The organism is Paucibacter soli, from assembly GCF_037482845.1.
Taxonomy (GTDB): Bacteria; Pseudomonadota; Gammaproteobacteria; order Burkholderiales; family Burkholderiaceae_C; genus Paucibacter_B; species Paucibacter_B soli.
Map to the genome: position 1 here is coordinate 464,511 of NZ_JBBHJW010000001.1, position 16,694 is coordinate 481,204.

Sequence of the window (16,694 nt, forward strand, 5' to 3'; positions counted from 1 at the left end):
AACAAGCGGGCGAGACGGTGGTGAGACGACATGGGCGCGCACGATACCAGCATCGGCGTGGGCTCAGCGCTTCTTGGCACGCGGATGGGCCGCGTCGTAGACCTTGGCCAGGTGTTGGAAGTCGAGCTTGGTATACACCTGGGTGGTGCTGATATTGGCATGCCCCAGCAGCTCCTGCACGCCACGCAGATCGCCGCTGGACTGCAGCAGGTGCGAGGCAAAGGAGTGGCGCAGCATATGCGGATGCACATGGGTGGGCAGGCCGGCGCGCAGCGCGCGCGCCTTCAGCAGCACGCGCACCTGGGCCGCGCCGAGCCGGGCGCCGCGCAGGCCGACGAACAGCGCCAGCTCCTGCGGCCCGGCCAGCTCACCGCGCAAGCTTAGCCAGGCGCGCAGGGCGCGCAGGGCCGCCTGGCCCAGCGGCACCGAGCGGCGTTTGCTGCCCTTGCCCAGCACCTGGGCCTCGGCCGCATCCAGGTCCACCCAGGCCTGGGCATCGCGATGGGCGTGCAGGTCCAACCCCACCAACTCGGCCACACGCAGGCCGCAGCCGTAGAGCAGCTCGACGATGCAGGCATCGCGCGCCTCCAGCCGCCGATCGGCATGCCCACCCTGAAAGTCCGCCAGCTGCACCGCGTCATCGACGGCCAGAGCCTTGGGCAGGGGCTTGGCGGCCTTGGGCGGGCGCAGGCCGTCGATCGGATTGAGGCTCACCAGTTGCTCGCGCCCCAGCCAGCGGTAATAGCCGCGCCAGGCCGAGAGCAGCAGGGCCAGGCTGCGTGGGGCCAGGTCTTGCTGACCGTGCAGCTGCGCCAGCCAGCGGCGCGCCTGTTGGGGCTGCAGCTTCAGCAGCGCCACGCCATCGCGCTGCGCCAGCGCGGCGAGCCGGCCCAGCGCGTCCTGGTAGAGCGTCAGGGTGCGCGGCGCCAGGCGCCGTTGCACCCGCAGATGCTCCAGATAGTTCTCGACAAACTCAGGCGTGGCTGCGTTGGGCATCGGGCAGCAGGCGCACCAAGGCGGCACTGGCGATCTCGCCGATGCGCGCCAGGAATTCGGTGCCCATCTCGGCCGTGTAGCGGGTCGGGTCGGGCGATGCCAGCACCAGCATGCCGAAGGCCTTGGCCGGGCTGCCGTAGCTGAGCGGGATCAGCGCCAGCGAGCTCACCGCGGCGTCCTCGCCCAGCCAGCGTGCCGCCTCGAAGCCAGAGTTCACGCCGCAATAGGGCTGGGTCAGGCTGGCCGCAAAGCTCTTCACATCAGCGCCGACGGCAGCGGCAAACGGCGCCTGTGCATGGGCCTCGTCCACCACCCACAGGCGCAGGCCGGCCAGCGGGATCAGGAAGTGATGGCGCAGCTCGCGCAGCAGCACCTCGGGGATGTCGGCGGCATCGGCGGTCAGCATCAGCGCGGTGGTCCAGCGGTGCAGGCGATCGGCGATGGCGACGTTCTCCTGGCCGTTGCGGATCATCTCGACGATCTTGTGCTCCAGGCCCTTGATCTTCTCGCGCAGCATCTCGGCCTGACGCTCCTGCAGCGACACCGCGCGCTGGCCATGCGGATGACTCAGCTGCACCGCGGCCAGCAGCTCGGCATGGCGCTCGAAGAAGCCCGGGTTGTTGGCCAGGTAGTTGGCAATGTCCTGCTCGGTGATGCCAGTCACACCCTGTTGTTGTTCGCTCGTCGTCACAGCTCGATCTCTCCTTCAAACACGGTTTGCGCCGGGCCCGTCATCAGCACCGGTGCGTCCAGGCCCGCCGTGCGGCCGGCCCATTCGATCTTCAAATCGCCGCCGCGCGCATGTACCTCGACGGCCTCGTCCAGCAGGCCCAGGCGTATGCCCGCCACCACCGCGGCGCAGGCGCCGGTGCCACAGGCCAGGGTCTCGCCGGCGCTGCGCTCGAACACGCGCAGCTTGATCTCGCTGCGGCTGATGATCTGCACGAAACCGGCATTCACCTGGCGCGGGAAATGCGCGTCATGCTCGACCTCGGGCCCGACGCGCAGCACCGGCGCTGCATCGACATCGGCCACGAACTGCACCGCATGCGGGTTGCCCATCGACAGCACCGCCACCTCGCAGGGGCCCGAGGGCAGCGCCAGCGGCCACAGCTCGAAGCCCTGCTGCAGGCGCGGTTGCAGGCCCGCGGCCGCGAAGGGCACATCGCCCAGCGTGAAGACGGGCGCGCCCATGTCCACGGTGACGCGGCCGTCGTCCCGCAGATGCAGCTCGATCAGCTTGTTGACGGTCTGCACGCGGATGCTGCGCTTGGTGCTGAGGCCCTTGTCGACCACATAGCGCACGAAGCAGCGCGCGCCATTGCCGCAGTGTTCCACCTCTTCGCCGCTGCTGCCGTTGAAGATGCGGTAGCGGAAGTCGATGCCCGCGGCCGGGCTGGCCTCGATCACCAGGATCTGGTCGCAGCCGACGCCGAAGCGCCGGTCGCCCAGGCGCTGCAGCTGGGCGCGGTTGAGGGCCAGCGGGGCACGGGTGGCATCGATGACGGCGAAGTCGTTGCCGGCCCCCTGCATCTTGGTGAAGTGCACATTCATGCCGCGATTATCCGCGCGCGCATCAGCCATAGAGGCTGGGCTCGCCGGGCGGCCGCGTCTTGAAGCGCTTGTGCACCCACAGGTATTGCGCCGGCTGCTCGCGGATGCGCGCCTCCAGCCAGGCGTGCAGGAGGCGGGCATCGGCCTCGGGGTCGTCGCTCGGATAGCCGGGCAACGGCGCGCAGGCCTCGATCTCGTAGCCCTGGCTGCCGGGCAGCATGCGCACCACGATGGGCTGCACCGCCATGCCCATGCTGCGGGCAATGCGCGAGGGCGCCAGCAGGGTGCAGGCGGGCACGCCGAAGAAGGGGATGAAGGCCGAGTCCTTGGCGCCGAAGTCCATATCGGGCGCGTTCATGAAGGCATAGCCCTGCTTGATCAGGCGCAGCACCGGGCGTATGCCCTCGTGCCGGTCCACGAAGGCGGTAGTGCCGAAGCGCGCGCGCCCTGCCAGCATGCGCGCATCGAACACCGCATTGCTCTGGCGCTGGTAGACGTCCACGCCCGGGCAGCGCTGGTTCAGCATCATGGCCGGCGCGCTCCATTCCAGGCCCACGAAATGCGGCAGCAGCCACATCACCGGGCGTTCGCCGCGCTCGGCCAAATGGATGTCGCCCTGCACGCGCATCAGGCGCATCAGCCGCTCGGGCGGGGCAAACCACAAGAGGCCGCGTTCCAGGATGCTGCGGCCGATCAGCGCGAAATGTTCGCGCACCAGGGCGCGGCGCTCGGCCTCGCTCAGGTCGGGAAAGCACAGCTCGACATTGCGCAGCGCGATGCGCCGCCGCGCGCGCGCCAGCCCATGCAGCAGGCCGCCCAGGCCGCGCCCCAGCGCCACCAGCGCCCCGAAAGGCAGCCAGTGCAGCAACCACACCAGGCCGATCAGCAGATGGGCGCCGGCCCGCGCTATCACGAGCCGTCCCCCAGCGCGGCCACGTCCACGCGGCGCGGCGCCTTGTAGCGGTTGTAGCTCCAGAGGTACTGCCCGGGCAGCTGGCGGATGATGGATTCCATGGCTTGGTTGACGGCGGTGGCCGCGCATTCTGGCGTGTCTTCGCGCGCAATCAGCGGGCCGGGTCGCACCCGCACCACAAATCCACGCCCCCAGGGCAGGCGCTCGCCCCAGATCAGCAGCGGCACGGCGCCGGTCTGCTGGGCAAGGCGGCCGGCCAGGGTCATGGTGTAGGCCGGCTTGCCGAAGAAGGGCGCCCACACGCCCAGGCCATCGGGCGGCACCTGGTCGGGCAGCAGACCCACCGCCTGACCCTGGCGCAGTGCGCGCAGCATCTGGCGCACGCCGGCCAGGCTGGCGGGTGCCGGCAGCAGGCCCGGGCGCTCGCGCGAGGCATCCACCAATTCACGCATCCAGGCCTTGCGCGCGGGGCGGAACAGCACCGTGAGCGGGCCGTACCTGGCGCTGAAGTGTTCCACATAGGCCTGCGCGGTGACCTCGAAGCAGCCCAGGTGCGGCGTCAGCAGAATCATGCCGCGGCCCTGGTCCAGCGCTGCCGCGATCAGCTCGGCGCCATCCCATTGCACGCGCGCGCCCAGCGGCTCGCTGAAGGGGCGCAACCACATCCAGGGCAGCTCGCCCATCATGCGGCCGATATGGGCTATGGCCGGCGCAGCTTCGGCCATGCTGAGGCCTGCCTGGGCCACATTGGCCTTGAAACGCTGGCGATAGACGGGCGCCAGCCACCAGGTCAGGCGGCCCATGAGGGCGCCCAATCCTTGCTGAAACCACAGGGGAGAGCGAGAAAGCAGACGCAGAAACCACATATTTCTATAATGAGCGCATCGCCGAGTTACTGAACAACTTGCGGGGCGATGCAGGGTTTGATCCGCGGATTGAAACCTTGCCGGGCTGCGATGCTCGACAACAAATGCCGCTAAAGCGTTCGCCGCGACTCCCGCAGCACGGCAACGCCGATGGACTGACAACAAGGAGTGTAAAAGTGGCGAACGACTTTCTGTTTACTTCTGAATCCGTTTCCGAGGGTCACCCCGACAAGGTGGCCGATCAGATCTCGGACGCGATTCTGGATGCAATCTTCACCCAGGACCCGCGTTCGCGCGTGGCCGCGGAAACCCTCACCAACACCGGACTGGTGGTGCTGGCCGGCGAAATCACGACCAACGCCCATGTGGACTACATCCAGGTGGCGCGCGACACCATCAAGCGCATCGGCTACGACAACACCGAGTACGGCATCGACTACAAGGGCTGCGCGGTGCTGGTGGCCTATGACAAGCAGAGCAACGACATCGCCCAGGGCGTGGACCACGCCAGCGACGACCACCTCAACACCGGCGCCGGCGACCAGGGCCTGATGTTCGGCTATGCCTGCGACGAGACGCCCGAGCTGATGCCCGCGCCGATCTATTACGCGCATCGCCTGGTGGAGCGCCAGGCGCAGCTGCGCAAGGACGGCCGCCTGCCCTTTCTGCGCCCCGACGCGAAGAGCCAGGTGACGATGCGCTATGTGGACGGCAAGCCACACTCGATCGACACCGTGGTGCTGTCCAGCCAGCATGCCCCCGAGATGAGCCTGGGCGACAAGATGAAGCCCGAGTTCTACGAGGCCGTGATCGAGGAGATCATCAAGCCGGTGCTGCCCAAGGAATGGCTCAAGGAGACCAAGTACCTGGTCAACCCGACCGGCCGCTTCGTCATCGGCGGGCCCCAGGGCGACTGCGGCCTGACCGGCCGCAAGATCATCGTCGACACCTATGGCGGCGCCTGCCCGCACGGTGGTGGCGCCTTCTCGGGCAAGGATCCGACCAAGGTGGACCGCTCGGCCGCCTATGCCGCGCGTTATGTGGCCAAGAACATCGTGGCCGCCGGCCTGGCGCGCCAGTGCCAGATCCAGGTGGCCTATGCGATCGGCGTGGCCAGGCCAATGAACGTGACCGTCTACACCGAGGGCACCGGCGTGATCTCGGACGACAAGATCGCCGCCATCGTCAACGAGGTGTTCGACCTGCGTCCCAAGGGCATCATCCAGATGCTGGACCTGCTGCGCCCGATCTACGGCAAGACCGCGGCCTACGGCCACTTCGGCCGCGAAGAGCCCGAGTTCAGCTGGGAAGCGCGCGACAAGGTCGCGGTGCTGCGCGATCTGGCCGGCCTGAAAGCCTGACGAGACCGGGTCGGCATGGGGTGAGGCGGCAGCGCCTCACTCCATGCCGCACATCTTCCTGAACGGCCCCAGCACCGCCTCGCCGCGGAAGGGCTTGACGATCCAGCCGGTCACGCCGATCGCCTTGCCGCGCGCGCGCAGGGTCGGGTTGTCCTCGGTGGTCAGCATGACGATGCGCACCGCCTGGTTGCCAAGCTCGCCGCGGATCTTCTCGGCCATGGTGAGGCCGTCCATATTGGGCATGTTCACATCGCTGAGCACCAGCTTGATATCGGGATCCTGGCGCAGCTGATGCAGGCCATCGAGCCCATCCACCGCCGCCACCACCTCGAAGCCGTTGTTGCTCAGGAAACCCGTCACGATGCCCCGCATGGTGCTGGAATCGTCGACCACCAGTATCTGCGCCATGCGCTGCGTCCTTTAGAAGAGATCCAGCTCACCGGTGGCGGCGGGCGGCGGTGCGGCCGCGAACTCGGCAAAGCCCTCGGGCGACCAGTAGAGATTGAAGATGAAACGCTGCACGATCATCAAGGGTGGCAGGCCCGGGCGGCGCGGATCGCTGAGCTGGTAGCGTATGCACAGCTGCGCGTCCTGCGAGCCGAATGACATGTATTTGTGCTCGTGGTTGATCACCAGCGGCACCTGGATCTGTTGGGTCGTGAAGGCCTGCGGCGGAATGTAGCGGTTCTTGAACGCGCCCCAGATCAGGTTGGTGGTCTCGCCCAGCAGGTTGTTGAGCTCGCGGAAGTTGAAGTCGCCGCCCAGGCCCTCGTAGCTGAAACCCTGGATCAGACCCTGGCGCAAAGCGCCCTCCTCGGTCTGCAGCATCATATAGCCGCGGCACCAGGTGCTCTCGATCGGAATCAGGGTCGAGACCTCGCCGAAGATGATGCGGTCGTGCACCACATAGGGCGACTCGGCCTGCACCTTGGCATAGGGAAACATCGAACTCAGCGAGGCGCTGGTCAGCTCGACGATGCCGTCCACCAGCTTCCTGGGGTAGCGCAGGCTGAAAATGGCGCGCTGCACCGCGGCGCGCAGATCTTCGATGCCGCCGGGCTGCCAGTCATGGCGCAGCGCCGCCCGTTCCTCGGGCAGCAGCTCGCGCGCGCTGCTGCGACGCAGAAAGGTGGGCAGCTCGGGTCGCAGCTTGTGGATGGCCTGGGCCAGCCCCAAGGCGTCGGGCTCGAGCCCGGGCAGGTCCTCGGCCAGCAGCACGCCGGCCAGATCCTTATGCTGGGCCAGGGTGCTCAATGCATCGCGGGCGCTGCGCGGTAGCGCCAGCAGCCCCACCTCGGCGCAGAAGTCCGACAGCAGCTGGTATTGCGCCGGGTCGTGCTCGAGCAGCAGTACCTTGGCCTCAAGGTGTGTGGTTTCTGTCATGACCGGTTTTCCCAACAGGCGAACGGCAAGCCGCCTTATCTAAGGCCATATCGTCAGTTTCACGATTCACTTGAGGCTGGACAAATAAACAGTTGTTTGCGATGCTCGCGGCCGATGAGCACACCCGCCCCCAGCCTTGAGGAACTGCGCCGCTATGCGATCGCACGCAGCCTCTTCAGGCCGACCACCCTGCCCGCCGCGATCAGCAAGCTCGGCTTCGTGCAGGCCGACCCGATGCGCGCACCCGCGCGGGCCCAGGACCTGATCCTGCGCCATCGCGTCAGGGACTACCGCGCCGGCGATCTGGAACGCCGCTACACCCGGCTGGCGGTCGAGGAAGACTGTTTCGTCAACTACGGCTTCCTGCCCAGGCAACACCTGGCCCTGCTGCATCCGCGCGAGCCCAGGCGCGACTGGGACGCCAAGACCCGCGCCCAGGCCGAGCAACTGCTGGCGGTGGTGCGCGAGCGCGGCCCCACGCACCCCAAGCAGCTGCTGGAGGAATTCAGCCACCACGGCCGAATGCCCGGCTACTGGGGCGGCGAGCTCAACGTCAGCACCCAGTTGCTCGATGGCCTGCATTACCGAGGCCAGCTGCGCGTCAAGCGGCGCGACGCCGGCACGCGCGTCTACGAGGCTGTGCAGCACGCCGAACAGGAGCAAAGCCCGGCCGCGCGTCAGGCCCGCGCCGAGGCCCTGCTGGACCTGGTGGTGGCACTGTATGCGCCACTGCCCGCGCCCAGCCTTGGCTATCTGAGCTCGCTGCTGGGCTATGGCGCGCCGCAGCTGCGCGCCGAATGCCGCGAAGCGTTCAAGCGCGCCAAGGCGCGCTATGCCCATGCCCAGATCGACGGCCGCAGCTGGTACTGGCCCGCCGACGAGAACCCGCGCTCCAGGCGCCATCGGCTCGACGGCCAGCTGCGCATGCTGGCGCCCTTCGACCCGGTGGTGTGGGACCGCCGCCGCTTCCAGCTGCTATGGGGCTGGGAATACAAGTTCGAGGCTTACACGCCCGCGCCCAAGCGCAAGATGGGCCATTACGCCCTGCCCCTGCTGTGGGGCGACGCGATGCTGGGCTGGGCCAATCTGCGCGTGGAAAAGGACGGCCGGCTCCAGCATGAGCTGGGCTTCGTGAACGGCGCCAGGCCCAAGGGCGCGGCCTTCAAGCTGGCGCTGGAGGAGGAGCTGCAGCGCGTTGGTGCCTTCCTCGGCCTGACCGAAGGCTAACGCGCCGCCAGCATGGCCTGCGCCAGCTCGGCAAAGCCCGCGCCACGCTCGGCGGCCGTGACATAGGCCGGCAGGCTGCGCAGCTGCGGCACAAAGCGCGCGATATTCGCCACCCCCACGCTGAGCGGGATGGACGCGAACATCTGCTCGTCGTTGCTGGAGTCGCCCACATAAAGCCAGTCGGCCGGCACGAAGGGCTGGCCCAGCAGTGCCTGCACGGCCCAGTCGGCCGCCGTGCGCTTGCTGTGCGCGCCTAGCCAGCCGTTGATGTGGATCGAGCTGACGGTGGCATGCAGGCCATGTGCACGCATCACGGCGCACACCGCCTCGATCTGCGTCGCGTCCAGATGCGCGAACTCGCTGTGGTCCACCGCGATGTCGGTCAGGCGGCCGGCACTGTCGCGGGCCAGCGTGGCGCCGGGCACGCGCGCCGGCAGCTCGGCGGCACAGTGCTGCAGGCGCGCGAAGTTGGCGGCGCGCGTGGCCTCGTCCTGGCAGAAAAAATCGCGGCGCAGCTGCCCGCCCTCATTGCGCAACATCACCGCACCGTTCTCGGCCACGATGGCGCGCACCGGCCAGGCCATCGCAAAGAGCTCGCTCCAGCCCGCCGGCCGGCCGGTGATGGCGATCACCGGCAGCCCGGCGGCGGCCAGATCGTGCAAGGCCTGCAAGGCCGCCGGCGCGATGGCGCCCTCGGCGGTGAGGGTGTCGTCGATGTCGGTGAGCAGGCCGCGCAGGCGGCGCAGGGCCGCGGGCGGGCAGGCGGATAGAGGCAGCATGGGCGCCGATTGTGCCCATTCCACCGGTCTATTCGCGTGAACAGCGGGCGCGATGCGTTTAGAATCCAGGGCTTCCGAGGAGCGTTGCAACCTCTTTCTCGCTTAGAGGCCAGGCTCGGAGACTCAACTGCAACCGCGCTCACCCGCTGACGTCCTGCGTGGGTGATCGTTGTCTTTTCAGAAGACCTTCCCTCGCGGCGCCAGCGGCTTCAACCTCACCTTGAAGGAGCCCGCTGATGACTGCTGCCACCAACACCGAATACAAGATTGCCGACCTGTCGCTGGCCGACTGGGGTCGCAAGGAATTGAACATCGCCGAGAGCGAGATGCCCGCGCTGATGGCGATCCGCCGCGAGTACGCCGCCACGCAACCGCTCAAGGGCGCGCGCATCACAGGCTCGCTGCACATGACGATACAGACCGGCGTGCTGGTCGAGACCCTGCAGGCCCTGGGCGCCGAAGTGCGCTGGGCCTCGTGCAATATCTTCTCCACGCAAGACCATGCCGCCGCCGCCCTGGTGGCGCGCGGCACGCCGGTGTTCGCCTACAAGGGCGAGACCCTGGAAGACTACTGGGACTACACGCACCGCATCTTTGACTTCGGCGCGGCCGGCACACCGGGCGAAGGTCCGAACATGATCCTGGACGACGGCGGCGACGCGACGCTGCTGATGCACCTGGGCCAGAAGGCTGAGAAGGACCTCGCCGTGCTGGCCAACCCGGGCAGCGAGGAAGAGCGCATCCTGTTCGCCGCCATCAAGGCCAAGATCGCCCAGGACCCGAGCTGGTACACGCGCAAGAGCGCCGAGATCATCGGCGTGACCGAGGAGACCACCACTGGCGTGCATCGCCTGAAGGAAATGTCGGCCAAGGGCACGCTGCTGTTCCGCGCCATCAACGTCAACGACTCGGTCACCAAGAGCAAGTTCGACAACCTCTACGGCTGCCGCGAATCGCTGGTGGACGGCATCAAGCGCGCCACCGATGTGATGATCGCCGGCAAGATCGCGGTGATCGCCGGCTATGGCGACGTGGGCAAGGGCTCGGCGCAGGCGATGCGCGCACTCTCGGCGCAAGTCTGGGTCACCGAGATCGACCCGATCTGCGCCCTGCAGGCCGCGATGGAAGGCTTCCGCGTCGTGACCATGGAATACGCCGCAGACAAGGCCGACATCTTCGTCACCACCACCGGCAACAAGGGCGTGATCCGCCACGAGCATATGGCGGCGATGAAGCACAACGCCATCGTCTGCAATATCGGCCACTTCGACAACGAGATCGACATTGCTTCGATCGAGAAGTACGAGTGGGAAGAGATCAAGCCGCAGGTGGATCACGTCATTTTCCCGGACGGCAAGCGCATCATCCTCTTGGCCAAGGGCCGCCTGGTGAACCTGGGCTGCGGTACCGGCCACCCGAGCTATGTGATGTCGTCCTCCTTCGCCAACCAGACGATCGCGCAGATCGAGCTGTTCGCGCACAAGGACGCCTACGACATCGGCAAGGTCTATGTGCTGCCCAAGCACCTGGACGAGAAGGTCGCGCGCCTGCAGCTGACCACGCTGAACGCCCAGCTGAGTGAGCTGACGGAAGAGCAGGCCGCGTACATCGGTGTGCCCAAGCAAGGCCCGTACAAGCCCGATACCTATCGCTACTAAGCGGCCATGCGTGCCGATCAGCTACTCGTCGCCAAGGGCCTGGCACCCACGCGCTCTGCCGCACAGCGGCTGATCAGCGCGGCCGCGGCCGAGTGGCACTCGGCCAAGGGCTGGTCGGCGATTCGCAAGGCGGGCGAGGAGTTGTCGGAGTTCGCCGAGCTGCGCATCAGCGATGACGCTGAGCTGCGCTATGTCTCGCGCGGCGGGCTCAAGCTGGAGGGCGCACTGGCGCACACCGGCCTGAGCGTTGCCGGGCTGACGGTGCTGGACATGGGTCAGAGCACCGGCGGCTTCAGCGACTGCCTGCTCAAGGCCGGCGCCACGCGCGTGGTGGGTGTGGACGTGGGCCATGGCCAGCTGCATGCCGCGCTGGCGGCCGACCCGCGCATCTGCGCGCTGGAAGGCCTGCATGTGCGCGAGCTGGCGGGCTCGGCCCTGCGCGAGCAGGCCCCGGCCGAGGGCTTTGCGCTCATCGTCGGCGACCTGAGTTTTATCTCCATGCTGGGCGCCCTGCCCCAGCTGGCCGCGTGGTTGAGGCCAGAGGGTCAGGTCTTGCTGCTGATCAAGCCGCAGTTCGAGCTGGGCCCCAAGGCCCTGGCGCGCGGCGGCCTGGTGAAGGACGCCAAGCAGTACCCGCTGCTGGAGGCGCGCGCCCGCGAGGCCGCCGCCGCCCTGGACTGGCGGGTATGCGACTACTTTGAAAGCCCCATCACCGGTGGTGATGGCAACAAGGAATTCTTCCTGTGGGCCCAAGCTCCGCAGGCAGTCACGAAGACATAGGAACACACAGATGACAGCGGTGAGTTTCGAATTCTTCCCGCCCAACACCCCCGTGGGGGCGGAGAAGCTCAAGACCGTGGTGCAGGAGCTGAGCGTGCTCAAGCCGCAGTACTTCAGCGTCACCTACGGCGCCGGCGGCTCCACGCGCGACAAGACTCTTGCCACCGTGAGCGAGATCGCGGCGATGGGCCATGAGGCCGCGCCGCATCTCTCCTGCGTGGGCTCGACGCGCGCGAGCATCGCCGAAATCTTGGCCACCTACCGCGCGCAGAACATCCGCCGCGTGGTGGCCCTGCGCGGCGACCTGCCCAGCGGCACCGCCACCGCGGGCGAGTTCCGCTATGCGGCCGAACTGGTGCGCTTCATCCGCGAAACCCAGGGGCCGGACTGGAAGATCGAGGTGGCGGCCTATCCCGAGTACCACCCGCAGCAGCGTTATGCCGCCAAGGATCTGCAGCATTTCGCCGACAAGATGCGCGCCGGCGCCGATGAGGCCATCACCCAGTTCTTCTTCAATCCCGATGCCTACTTCAACTTCGTGGACGAGGTGCGCAGGCTGGGCGTCGATGCCCCCATCGTGCCGGGCATCATGCCCTTCCACAACTACGCACGCATCGCCCAGTTCGCGGCGCGCGACGGCATCGAGATCCCGCGCTGGGTGGCGCTGAAGATGGAGGGCTATATGGACGATGCCGCCTCGATCCGCGCCTTCGGCCTGGACGTGATGACGCGCGTCTGCGAACGCCTGATCGAAGGCGGCGTGCCGGGCATCCACTTCTACACGCTCAACCAGTCGGCGCTCACGCTGGAGTTGTGCAAACGCCTGGGTCTCGGCTGAGTTGTAAAGGGATGACAGCAGGCGGCACGGAGCAGCCATTGGGTCTGGTCTGCGTGCCAAGGCCAACGGGTGAGGGACTTCGCTCCTGTCCCCCGGCCCTGGGTGCAGCCCGGGGCGGGGGACATGAACGGAGTAGAGCCCCCGGTCGGCCTGATCACCGCCCAACACACCAACGGCTGCTCAGTGCCGGCCCCAGTCGGTCGCTCACGGAAATCGGCGACGACCTTGTCCAGTTGCCTCAGCCCAGCGCCGCGAACGCATCCCTTGTCAGATTCTCCGGCGCAGCCCCCGCGGCGCGGCACACCACATCGTCCTCGATGCGCACGCCGCCAAAACGGCTCAGGTGCTCAACCAGGCCCCAGTTCACCGCGCCCGCGTGCGGACCGGCGCGCAATTGCTTGAGCAGGGTGGGGATGAAGTAGAGCCCGGGCTCTATGGTCACCGCCATGCCGGGCTGCAGCTGGCGCGTCAGGCGCAGAAACGGATGGCCCTCGGGCTTGGCGGCCACGGCGCCCGTCTCGTCGGCCATGAAGCCGCCCACATCGTGCACCTGCAAGCCCAGGAGATGGCCGATGCCATGCGGCATGAAGATGGAGGTGATGCGCTCGGCCAGCATGGCCTCCTCGCTCATCGTCGCTTTCACGATGCCCAGGCTCTTCAGGATGGTGGCGATGCGCGCATGGGTGCTGAGGTGGATGTTGCGGTAGTCCACGCCGGCGCGCACCTCGTCCACCAGAGCCAGCTGGGCGGCTTCCATGGCGGCCAGCAAGGCATCGAAATCCGCATCATCGCCGGCACTCCAGCTGCGCGTGATGTCGGCCGCATAACCGGCCACCTGGGCGCCGGCGTCGATCAGCAGCGAGCGTGACGACTGAGCCGGCGGGGTCAGGTCTTGATACTGGTAGTGCAGCACCGCGCCATGCTCGTTGAGCGCGACGATATTGCCGTAGGGCAGATCGCGATCACTGTGGCCGCAGGCGGCCAGGTAGGCGGCGTGGATCTGCGCCTCGGAGGCGCCGGCCAGGAAGGCGCCGCGCGCCGCCACATGGGCGCGCACCGCCAGCGCCGAGGCGGCGCGCATCTGCATCAGCTCGTACTCGGTCTTGCAGCCGCGCGCGTAGTGCAGCAGGTTCAGCAACTCGTGCGGGTTGTTGGGCGTGAAAAAGCCCTCCAGCGCGGCGTCGGCCTCGCCGATGATGGCCAGGCGCCCGGTCGAGGGCAGATGCTGGCGCGCCTGCTCGGGCGCGCTGATGACCTGGATCTCGAAATGCTCGACCCAGAAGCCGCTGGGCGCCGCGGGCGGCACATGCCAGTAGTCGTCGGGCTGGTAATAGACCAGCAAGGGCCGGCGGCCCGGGCGTATCAGCAGCCAGCTGTTGGGGTGCTGGGTGAGCGGCAGCCAATGCTTGAAATGCGGATTGGGCGCAAACAGATAGGGCCGGTCGTCCAGGAAGGCGTATTTCTCGATGCCTGAGGCGATCAGCAGGGCATCGAAACCGCAGCGCGCCAGCGCGTCTTCGGCGCGCTGCTGCAGGGTGGCAAGGTGTTGGGTATAGGCAGCGTGCATCGTCATCGCCGCATTGTTAACCATTCACATCCCACACCACCCCCTCCTCGGTAAGCATGGCGTCCAGCGGCACATCGTGCGGCTCGGCCTTCAGCAGGGGCAGAAAACCGTGCGCATAGCCCACGCCGGCGGTGGCGGGGCGCGGCTGCAGGCTGGCCAGGGTGCGGTCCATGAAGCCGCCGCCATAGCCCAGGCGCAGGCCGCAGGGCCCGTAACCCACGCAGGGCACCACCAGCAGCTGCGGCTCGAAGACCTCGGTGTCCTTGGGCTTGGGAATGCCGTAGGCATCGTCCTCCATCGGGCAGCCCGGGTACCAGACCTGAAAGCGCAAGGTGCCATGTTCCTTGTCCACCACCGGCAGGCCGATGCGCCGCAAGGGGTTGGCCTCGGCCCAGCGGTACAGCGCCGGCAGCGGGTCGAACTCGCCCTTGATCGGCCAGTAGGCGCCTATGGTGAGCTCGCGCCGCCGCACCAGCCAGACGCGCAGCACGCGCTGCAACTCCTCGGCCAACTCCAGCCGCCCCGGCAGGGCCAGGCGGTCGGCAATCAGTTTGTGGCGCAGGGCGGCACGGTCATTGCTGGCTACATCCACGCGAGAGTCTCCCAAGGCTGGCTGCCCTGATTGTGCGCGAGGGTCAGGTCTTGTGACTTGCGGGTTTGCCTGCCCGGCGTCGCCATTGCGTCACGGAGCACGTAGACTCCGGCTTCGAAAAAATAGTCAGTCGGTTAGATCCAGGGAGGATTCATGCTCAAGCGGCAACATATCTGGTGCGTGGCGACATTGGCCCTCGCCATGACGGCCTGCGGCGGTGGTGGCGGCGGCAGTGAACAGAGCCAGCGCTACCAACTCAGCTTCTCGCCGGCCACCTTGACGGAAAGTTTTCTGCAGGGCGCCCCATCGCCGCTGACCGTGACAGCGACCCTCGATCGGCCGGTCAGCCAGACCATCAATGCCGTCATCATTGACAGCGCAGGCGTGATCGAACCGAACCTGCAGTTGGCGCCGGGCGCGGGCAACAGCTACCAAGCCACCGTGACGCCAAAGGCCGCGCTGGCCGTGGGCGAATACAGCGGCTCCTTGCAGGTCAAGCTGTGTTTCGACAGCCCCACCAGCTGCAACTCGCCCCTGCCAGGATCGCCCTACGCCCTGCCCTACAAATTCACGGTCACGGCGCCGCCTGCCGCCGTGGTCAGCCCAGCGCGCCTTGCGCTGGATGCCTACCAGGATGAGGTGCCGGCCCTGACGATCGCTGCAAACCTGCCCAGTGGTCAGACTTACCCGCAGATTGTCGACAAGACCGGCGTGTTTCAACCCAATCCGCCCAAGAACATCAGTGGCACCTCACTCAGCGCCACGTTGTTCCTGAACTCAACGCTGGCGCCGGGCAGCTACGCGGGCAATCTGGAGCTGCATGTCTGCAAGGATCTGCCTTGTACCCAGGAGGTGTCCGGCTCACCCGTGCTCGTGCCCTACTCGATCACGCTGAAGGCGGCGATCAATCTGAGTCCCTTGGCGCGCGCCGCCGGTGTCGGTGAATGGGCGCAGCATCAGGCGAATGCCGCGCATACCGGCTACCTGCCGCTCACTCTGGACGCCAGCAAGTTCAATCGACGCTGGCGCTGGACGGTACCGCCATCGGAGTCCACCGGCTCGTCCGGCGGCGCGGGTGCCATCCAGCCGGTAGTGACATCCAATGGCACCGTCTACGCGCAGACCTCGGGCTACTTCCAGAGTGCCACGCTGTATGCGCTATCGGAGCACGACCGCTCCGTGCGCTGGAAGAAGGAATTCGGCACCGTCTTCGCGGTCAATCCGCCCTCGACCGATGGCGGCCAGGTGTACCTCGCCTCCAGCGGCCATCAGGACACCTTTATGTGGAGCTTCGACGGCAGCACCGGCGCCATCAACTTCCGCACCGCTTTCGGTTCGCAGTGGGAGCACTACCTGGCACCCGCGATTGCCAACGGATCGGTCTATACCAATGGCGGTTCCTACGGCGGCCTGCTGAGCTTCAAGGCAGGCGACGGCACACTGGAATGGTTCGCCAACCTCAGCCAGTACGACCAATGGACGCCCGCGGTTGACGCCAACTATGCCTACGCCTTCATGCCCAATGGCCTGAACGTGATCAAGGTCGCCGGCGGTAGCTCGGCCTTTGTGATTGCGGACCCGAACAACAGCCTGCAGGCCTATAGCGTCAACGGCGCGCCGATGCTGATCGGGCCAGGCAATGTCGTGGTGGTCAATGGGTCGGGCGGCAGCGGCTCGATCAACCGCCTGGTGAACTTCGACATCGCCGCCCGCAGCGTGAAATGGTCCATCCCCGGCTCGTTCACGCAGGCTCCGGCCTTTGCCAAGGGTGTGATCTATGCGGTCAACGGCGCACAGGTGGAAGCCCGCAGCGATGCGGACGGCAGCCGCCTCTGGGCCTGGGCGCCGGATGAGGCCTCGGTAGACCCCTTCCGTGCCGATTACGGCTCGGCAGCGCGCAATCTCGTCGTCACCGACAACCTGCTGTTCGTCAGCACCGCCAGCAAGGTCTACGCGCTGAGCCTGAGCAGCCATCAGACCGTCTGGAGCTTCCCGAAGCCGGGGCGATTGGCGCTCTCGCCCAATGGCGTGCTCTACATCAGCGTTGCCGCGGCCGGTGACCTCAAAGCCGAGTTGTACGCGATCAATCTGAACTGAGGAACCGCCGCACCCTTGCTACCGCGGCGACCGTGCCTGCGTGCCAGGTCTTGCCACTTGCGGGTCTGCCCGTCCTGCCTATA

Annotated in this window: 16 protein-coding genes and 1 riboswitch; of the genes, 6 read left to right on the top strand and 10 right to left on the bottom strand. The window is 67.2% G+C overall.

Features of this window, described 5'->3' with window-relative positions; all coding sequences use genetic code 11:
• Positions 1–63 precede the first annotated feature (63 nt).
• The 5 genes from WG898_RS02110 to WG898_RS02130 are packed head-to-tail and all read right to left on the bottom strand — an operon-like array spanning position 64 to position 4,329.
• Positions 64–996 (bottom strand): tyrosine recombinase XerC, encoded by a 933-nt coding sequence (locus WG898_RS02110; protein ID WP_339601129.1) that lies wholly within the window; start codon positions 994–996, stop codon positions 64–66.
• Entirely contained in the window at positions 974–1,687 is a 714-nt protein-coding gene (locus tag WG898_RS02115) for a DUF484 family protein (protein WP_339601130.1), read from the bottom strand. The genes WG898_RS02110 and WG898_RS02115 overlap by 23 nt, the downstream gene beginning before the upstream one ends.
• The gene (gene dapF / locus WG898_RS02120; RefSeq protein ID WP_339601131.1) at positions 1,684–2,550 is read right to left on the bottom strand and encodes a diaminopimelate epimerase; all 867 of its coding nucleotides are present in this window, start codon (positions 2,548–2,550) and stop codon (positions 1,684–1,686) included. The genes WG898_RS02115 and dapF overlap by 4 nt, the downstream gene beginning before the upstream one ends.
• Positions 2,551–2,572: 22 nt before the next feature.
• Positions 2,573–3,463, bottom strand: a complete 891-nt coding sequence (locus tag WG898_RS02125) for an LpxL/LpxP family acyltransferase (RefSeq protein ID WP_339601132.1) — start codon at positions 3,461–3,463, stop codon at positions 2,573–2,575.
• On the bottom strand, positions 3,460–4,329 hold the full coding sequence (locus WG898_RS02130) for a lysophospholipid acyltransferase family protein (protein WP_339601133.1): 870 nt from the start codon (positions 4,327–4,329) through the stop codon (positions 3,460–3,462). Before WG898_RS02130 ends, WG898_RS02125 begins: the two co-directional genes overlap by 4 nt.
• Before the next feature lie 176 nt (positions 4,330–4,505).
• On the opposite strand from WG898_RS02130, the gene metK reads away from it, so the two are divergent.
• Positions 4,506–5,690 carry a methionine adenosyltransferase gene (gene metK / locus WG898_RS02135; protein WP_339601134.1) on the top strand — a complete coding sequence of 395 codons (1,185 nt, stop codon included), beginning with the start codon at positions 4,506–4,508 and terminating at the stop codon, positions 5,688–5,690.
• Between the two features lie 36 nt (positions 5,691–5,726).
• On the opposite strand, the gene WG898_RS02140 is transcribed toward metK, so the two are convergent.
• Together WG898_RS02140 and WG898_RS02145 are read right to left on the bottom strand one after the other, a co-directional pair.
• A complete protein-coding gene (locus tag WG898_RS02140) occupies positions 5,727–6,098 on the bottom strand; it encodes a response regulator (protein ID WP_339601135.1) in 372 nt (123 codons plus the stop codon).
• A 12-nt stretch (positions 6,099–6,110) separates the two neighbouring features.
• Positions 6,111–7,073 (bottom strand): chemotaxis protein CheX, encoded by a 963-nt coding sequence (locus tag WG898_RS02145; RefSeq protein WP_339601136.1) that lies wholly within the window; start codon positions 7,071–7,073, stop codon positions 6,111–6,113.
• Between the two features lie 114 nt (positions 7,074–7,187).
• On the opposite strand from WG898_RS02145, the gene WG898_RS02150 reads away from it, so the two are divergent.
• Complete coding sequence (locus WG898_RS02150; RefSeq protein WP_339601137.1) at positions 7,188–8,300, top strand: DNA glycosylase AlkZ-like family protein; 1,113 nt, start codon at positions 7,188–7,190, stop codon at positions 8,298–8,300.
• Here WG898_RS02150 and WG898_RS02155 read toward each other — a convergent pair.
• Positions 8,297–9,079 carry an HAD-IIB family hydrolase gene (locus WG898_RS02155; protein ID WP_339601138.1) on the bottom strand — a complete coding sequence of 261 codons (783 nt, stop codon included), beginning with the start codon at positions 9,077–9,079 and terminating at the stop codon, positions 8,297–8,299. The genes WG898_RS02150 and WG898_RS02155 overlap by 4 nt on opposite strands.
• A 72-nt stretch (positions 9,080–9,151) precedes the next feature.
• Positions 9,152–9,227: riboswitch (S-adenosyl-L-homocysteine riboswitch) on the top strand.
• A gap of 88 nt (positions 9,228–9,315) precedes the next feature.
• Here WG898_RS02155 and ahcY point away from each other — a divergent pair.
• From ahcY to metF, 3 genes are read left to right on the top strand one after another with little or no spacing between them, the layout of a single operon-like run.
• A complete protein-coding gene (ahcY, locus tag WG898_RS02160; RefSeq protein WP_339601139.1) occupies positions 9,316–10,737 on the top strand; it encodes an adenosylhomocysteinase in 1,422 nt (473 codons plus the stop codon).
• Positions 10,738–10,743: 6 nt separating this feature from the next.
• Positions 10,744–11,517 (top strand): TlyA family RNA methyltransferase, encoded by a 774-nt coding sequence (locus tag WG898_RS02165; RefSeq protein WP_339601140.1) that lies wholly within the window; start codon positions 10,744–10,746, stop codon positions 11,515–11,517.
• 10 nt (positions 11,518–11,527) lie between these two features.
• Complete coding sequence (gene metF / locus WG898_RS02170; protein WP_339601141.1) at positions 11,528–12,355, top strand: methylenetetrahydrofolate reductase [NAD(P)H]; 828 nt, start codon at positions 11,528–11,530, stop codon at positions 12,353–12,355.
• Positions 12,356–12,593: 238 nt separating this feature from the next.
• On the opposite strand, the gene pepQ is transcribed toward metF, so the two are convergent.
• Together pepQ and WG898_RS02180 are read right to left on the bottom strand one after the other, a co-directional pair.
• Positions 12,594–13,928, bottom strand: coding sequence for a Xaa-Pro dipeptidase (gene pepQ, locus WG898_RS02175; protein WP_339601142.1), 1,335 nt, complete (start codon positions 13,926–13,928; stop codon positions 12,594–12,596).
• 10 nt (positions 13,929–13,938) lie between these two features.
• On the bottom strand, positions 13,939–14,514 hold the full coding sequence (locus tag WG898_RS02180) for a 5-formyltetrahydrofolate cyclo-ligase (RefSeq protein ID WP_339601143.1): 576 nt from the start codon (positions 14,512–14,514) through the stop codon (positions 13,939–13,941).
• Between the two features lie 153 nt (positions 14,515–14,667).
• Here WG898_RS02180 and WG898_RS02185 point away from each other — a divergent pair, with 153 nt between their 5' ends.
• Positions 14,668–16,611 (top strand): outer membrane protein assembly factor BamB family protein, encoded by a 1,944-nt coding sequence (locus WG898_RS02185; RefSeq protein WP_339601144.1) that lies wholly within the window; start codon positions 14,668–14,670, stop codon positions 16,609–16,611.
• Positions 16,612–16,694: the final 83 nt, after the last annotated feature.

Excerpts from the sequence above, each read along its gene's own strand:
- WG898_RS02165 (WP_339601140.1), top strand. The coding sequence starts at position 10,744 with ATGCGTGCCGATCAGCTACTCGTCGCCAAGGGCCTGGCACCCACGCGC.
- WG898_RS02140 (WP_339601135.1), bottom strand. The coding sequence starts at position 6,098 with ATGGCGCAGATACTGGTGGTCGACGATTCCAGCACCATGCGGGGCATC.
- ahcY (WP_339601139.1), top strand. The coding sequence starts at position 9,316 with ATGACTGCTGCCACCAACACCGAATACAAGATTGCCGACCTGTCGCTG.
- WG898_RS02150 (WP_339601137.1), top strand. The coding sequence starts at position 7,188 with ATGAGCACACCCGCCCCCAGCCTTGAGGAACTGCGCCGCTATGCGATC.
- WG898_RS02110 (WP_339601129.1), bottom strand. The coding sequence starts at position 996 with ATGCCCAACGCAGCCACGCCTGAGTTTGTCGAGAACTATCTGGAGCAT.
- WG898_RS02155 (WP_339601138.1), bottom strand. The coding sequence starts at position 9,079 with ATGCTGCCTCTATCCGCCTGCCCGCCCGCGGCCCTGCGCCGCCTGCGC.
- dapF (WP_339601131.1), bottom strand. The coding sequence starts at position 2,550 with ATGAATGTGCACTTCACCAAGATGCAGGGGGCCGGCAACGACTTCGCC.
- WG898_RS02145 (WP_339601136.1), bottom strand. The coding sequence starts at position 7,073 with ATGACAGAAACCACACACCTTGAGGCCAAGGTACTGCTGCTCGAGCAC.
- WG898_RS02185 (WP_339601144.1), top strand. The coding sequence starts at position 14,668 with ATGCTCAAGCGGCAACATATCTGGTGCGTGGCGACATTGGCCCTCGCC.
- pepQ (WP_339601142.1), bottom strand. The coding sequence starts at position 13,928 with ATGACGATGCACGCTGCCTATACCCAACACCTTGCCACCCTGCAGCAG.
- metF (WP_339601141.1), top strand. The coding sequence starts at position 11,528 with ATGACAGCGGTGAGTTTCGAATTCTTCCCGCCCAACACCCCCGTGGGG.
- WG898_RS02130 (WP_339601133.1), bottom strand. The coding sequence starts at position 4,329 with ATGTGGTTTCTGCGTCTGCTTTCTCGCTCTCCCCTGTGGTTTCAGCAA.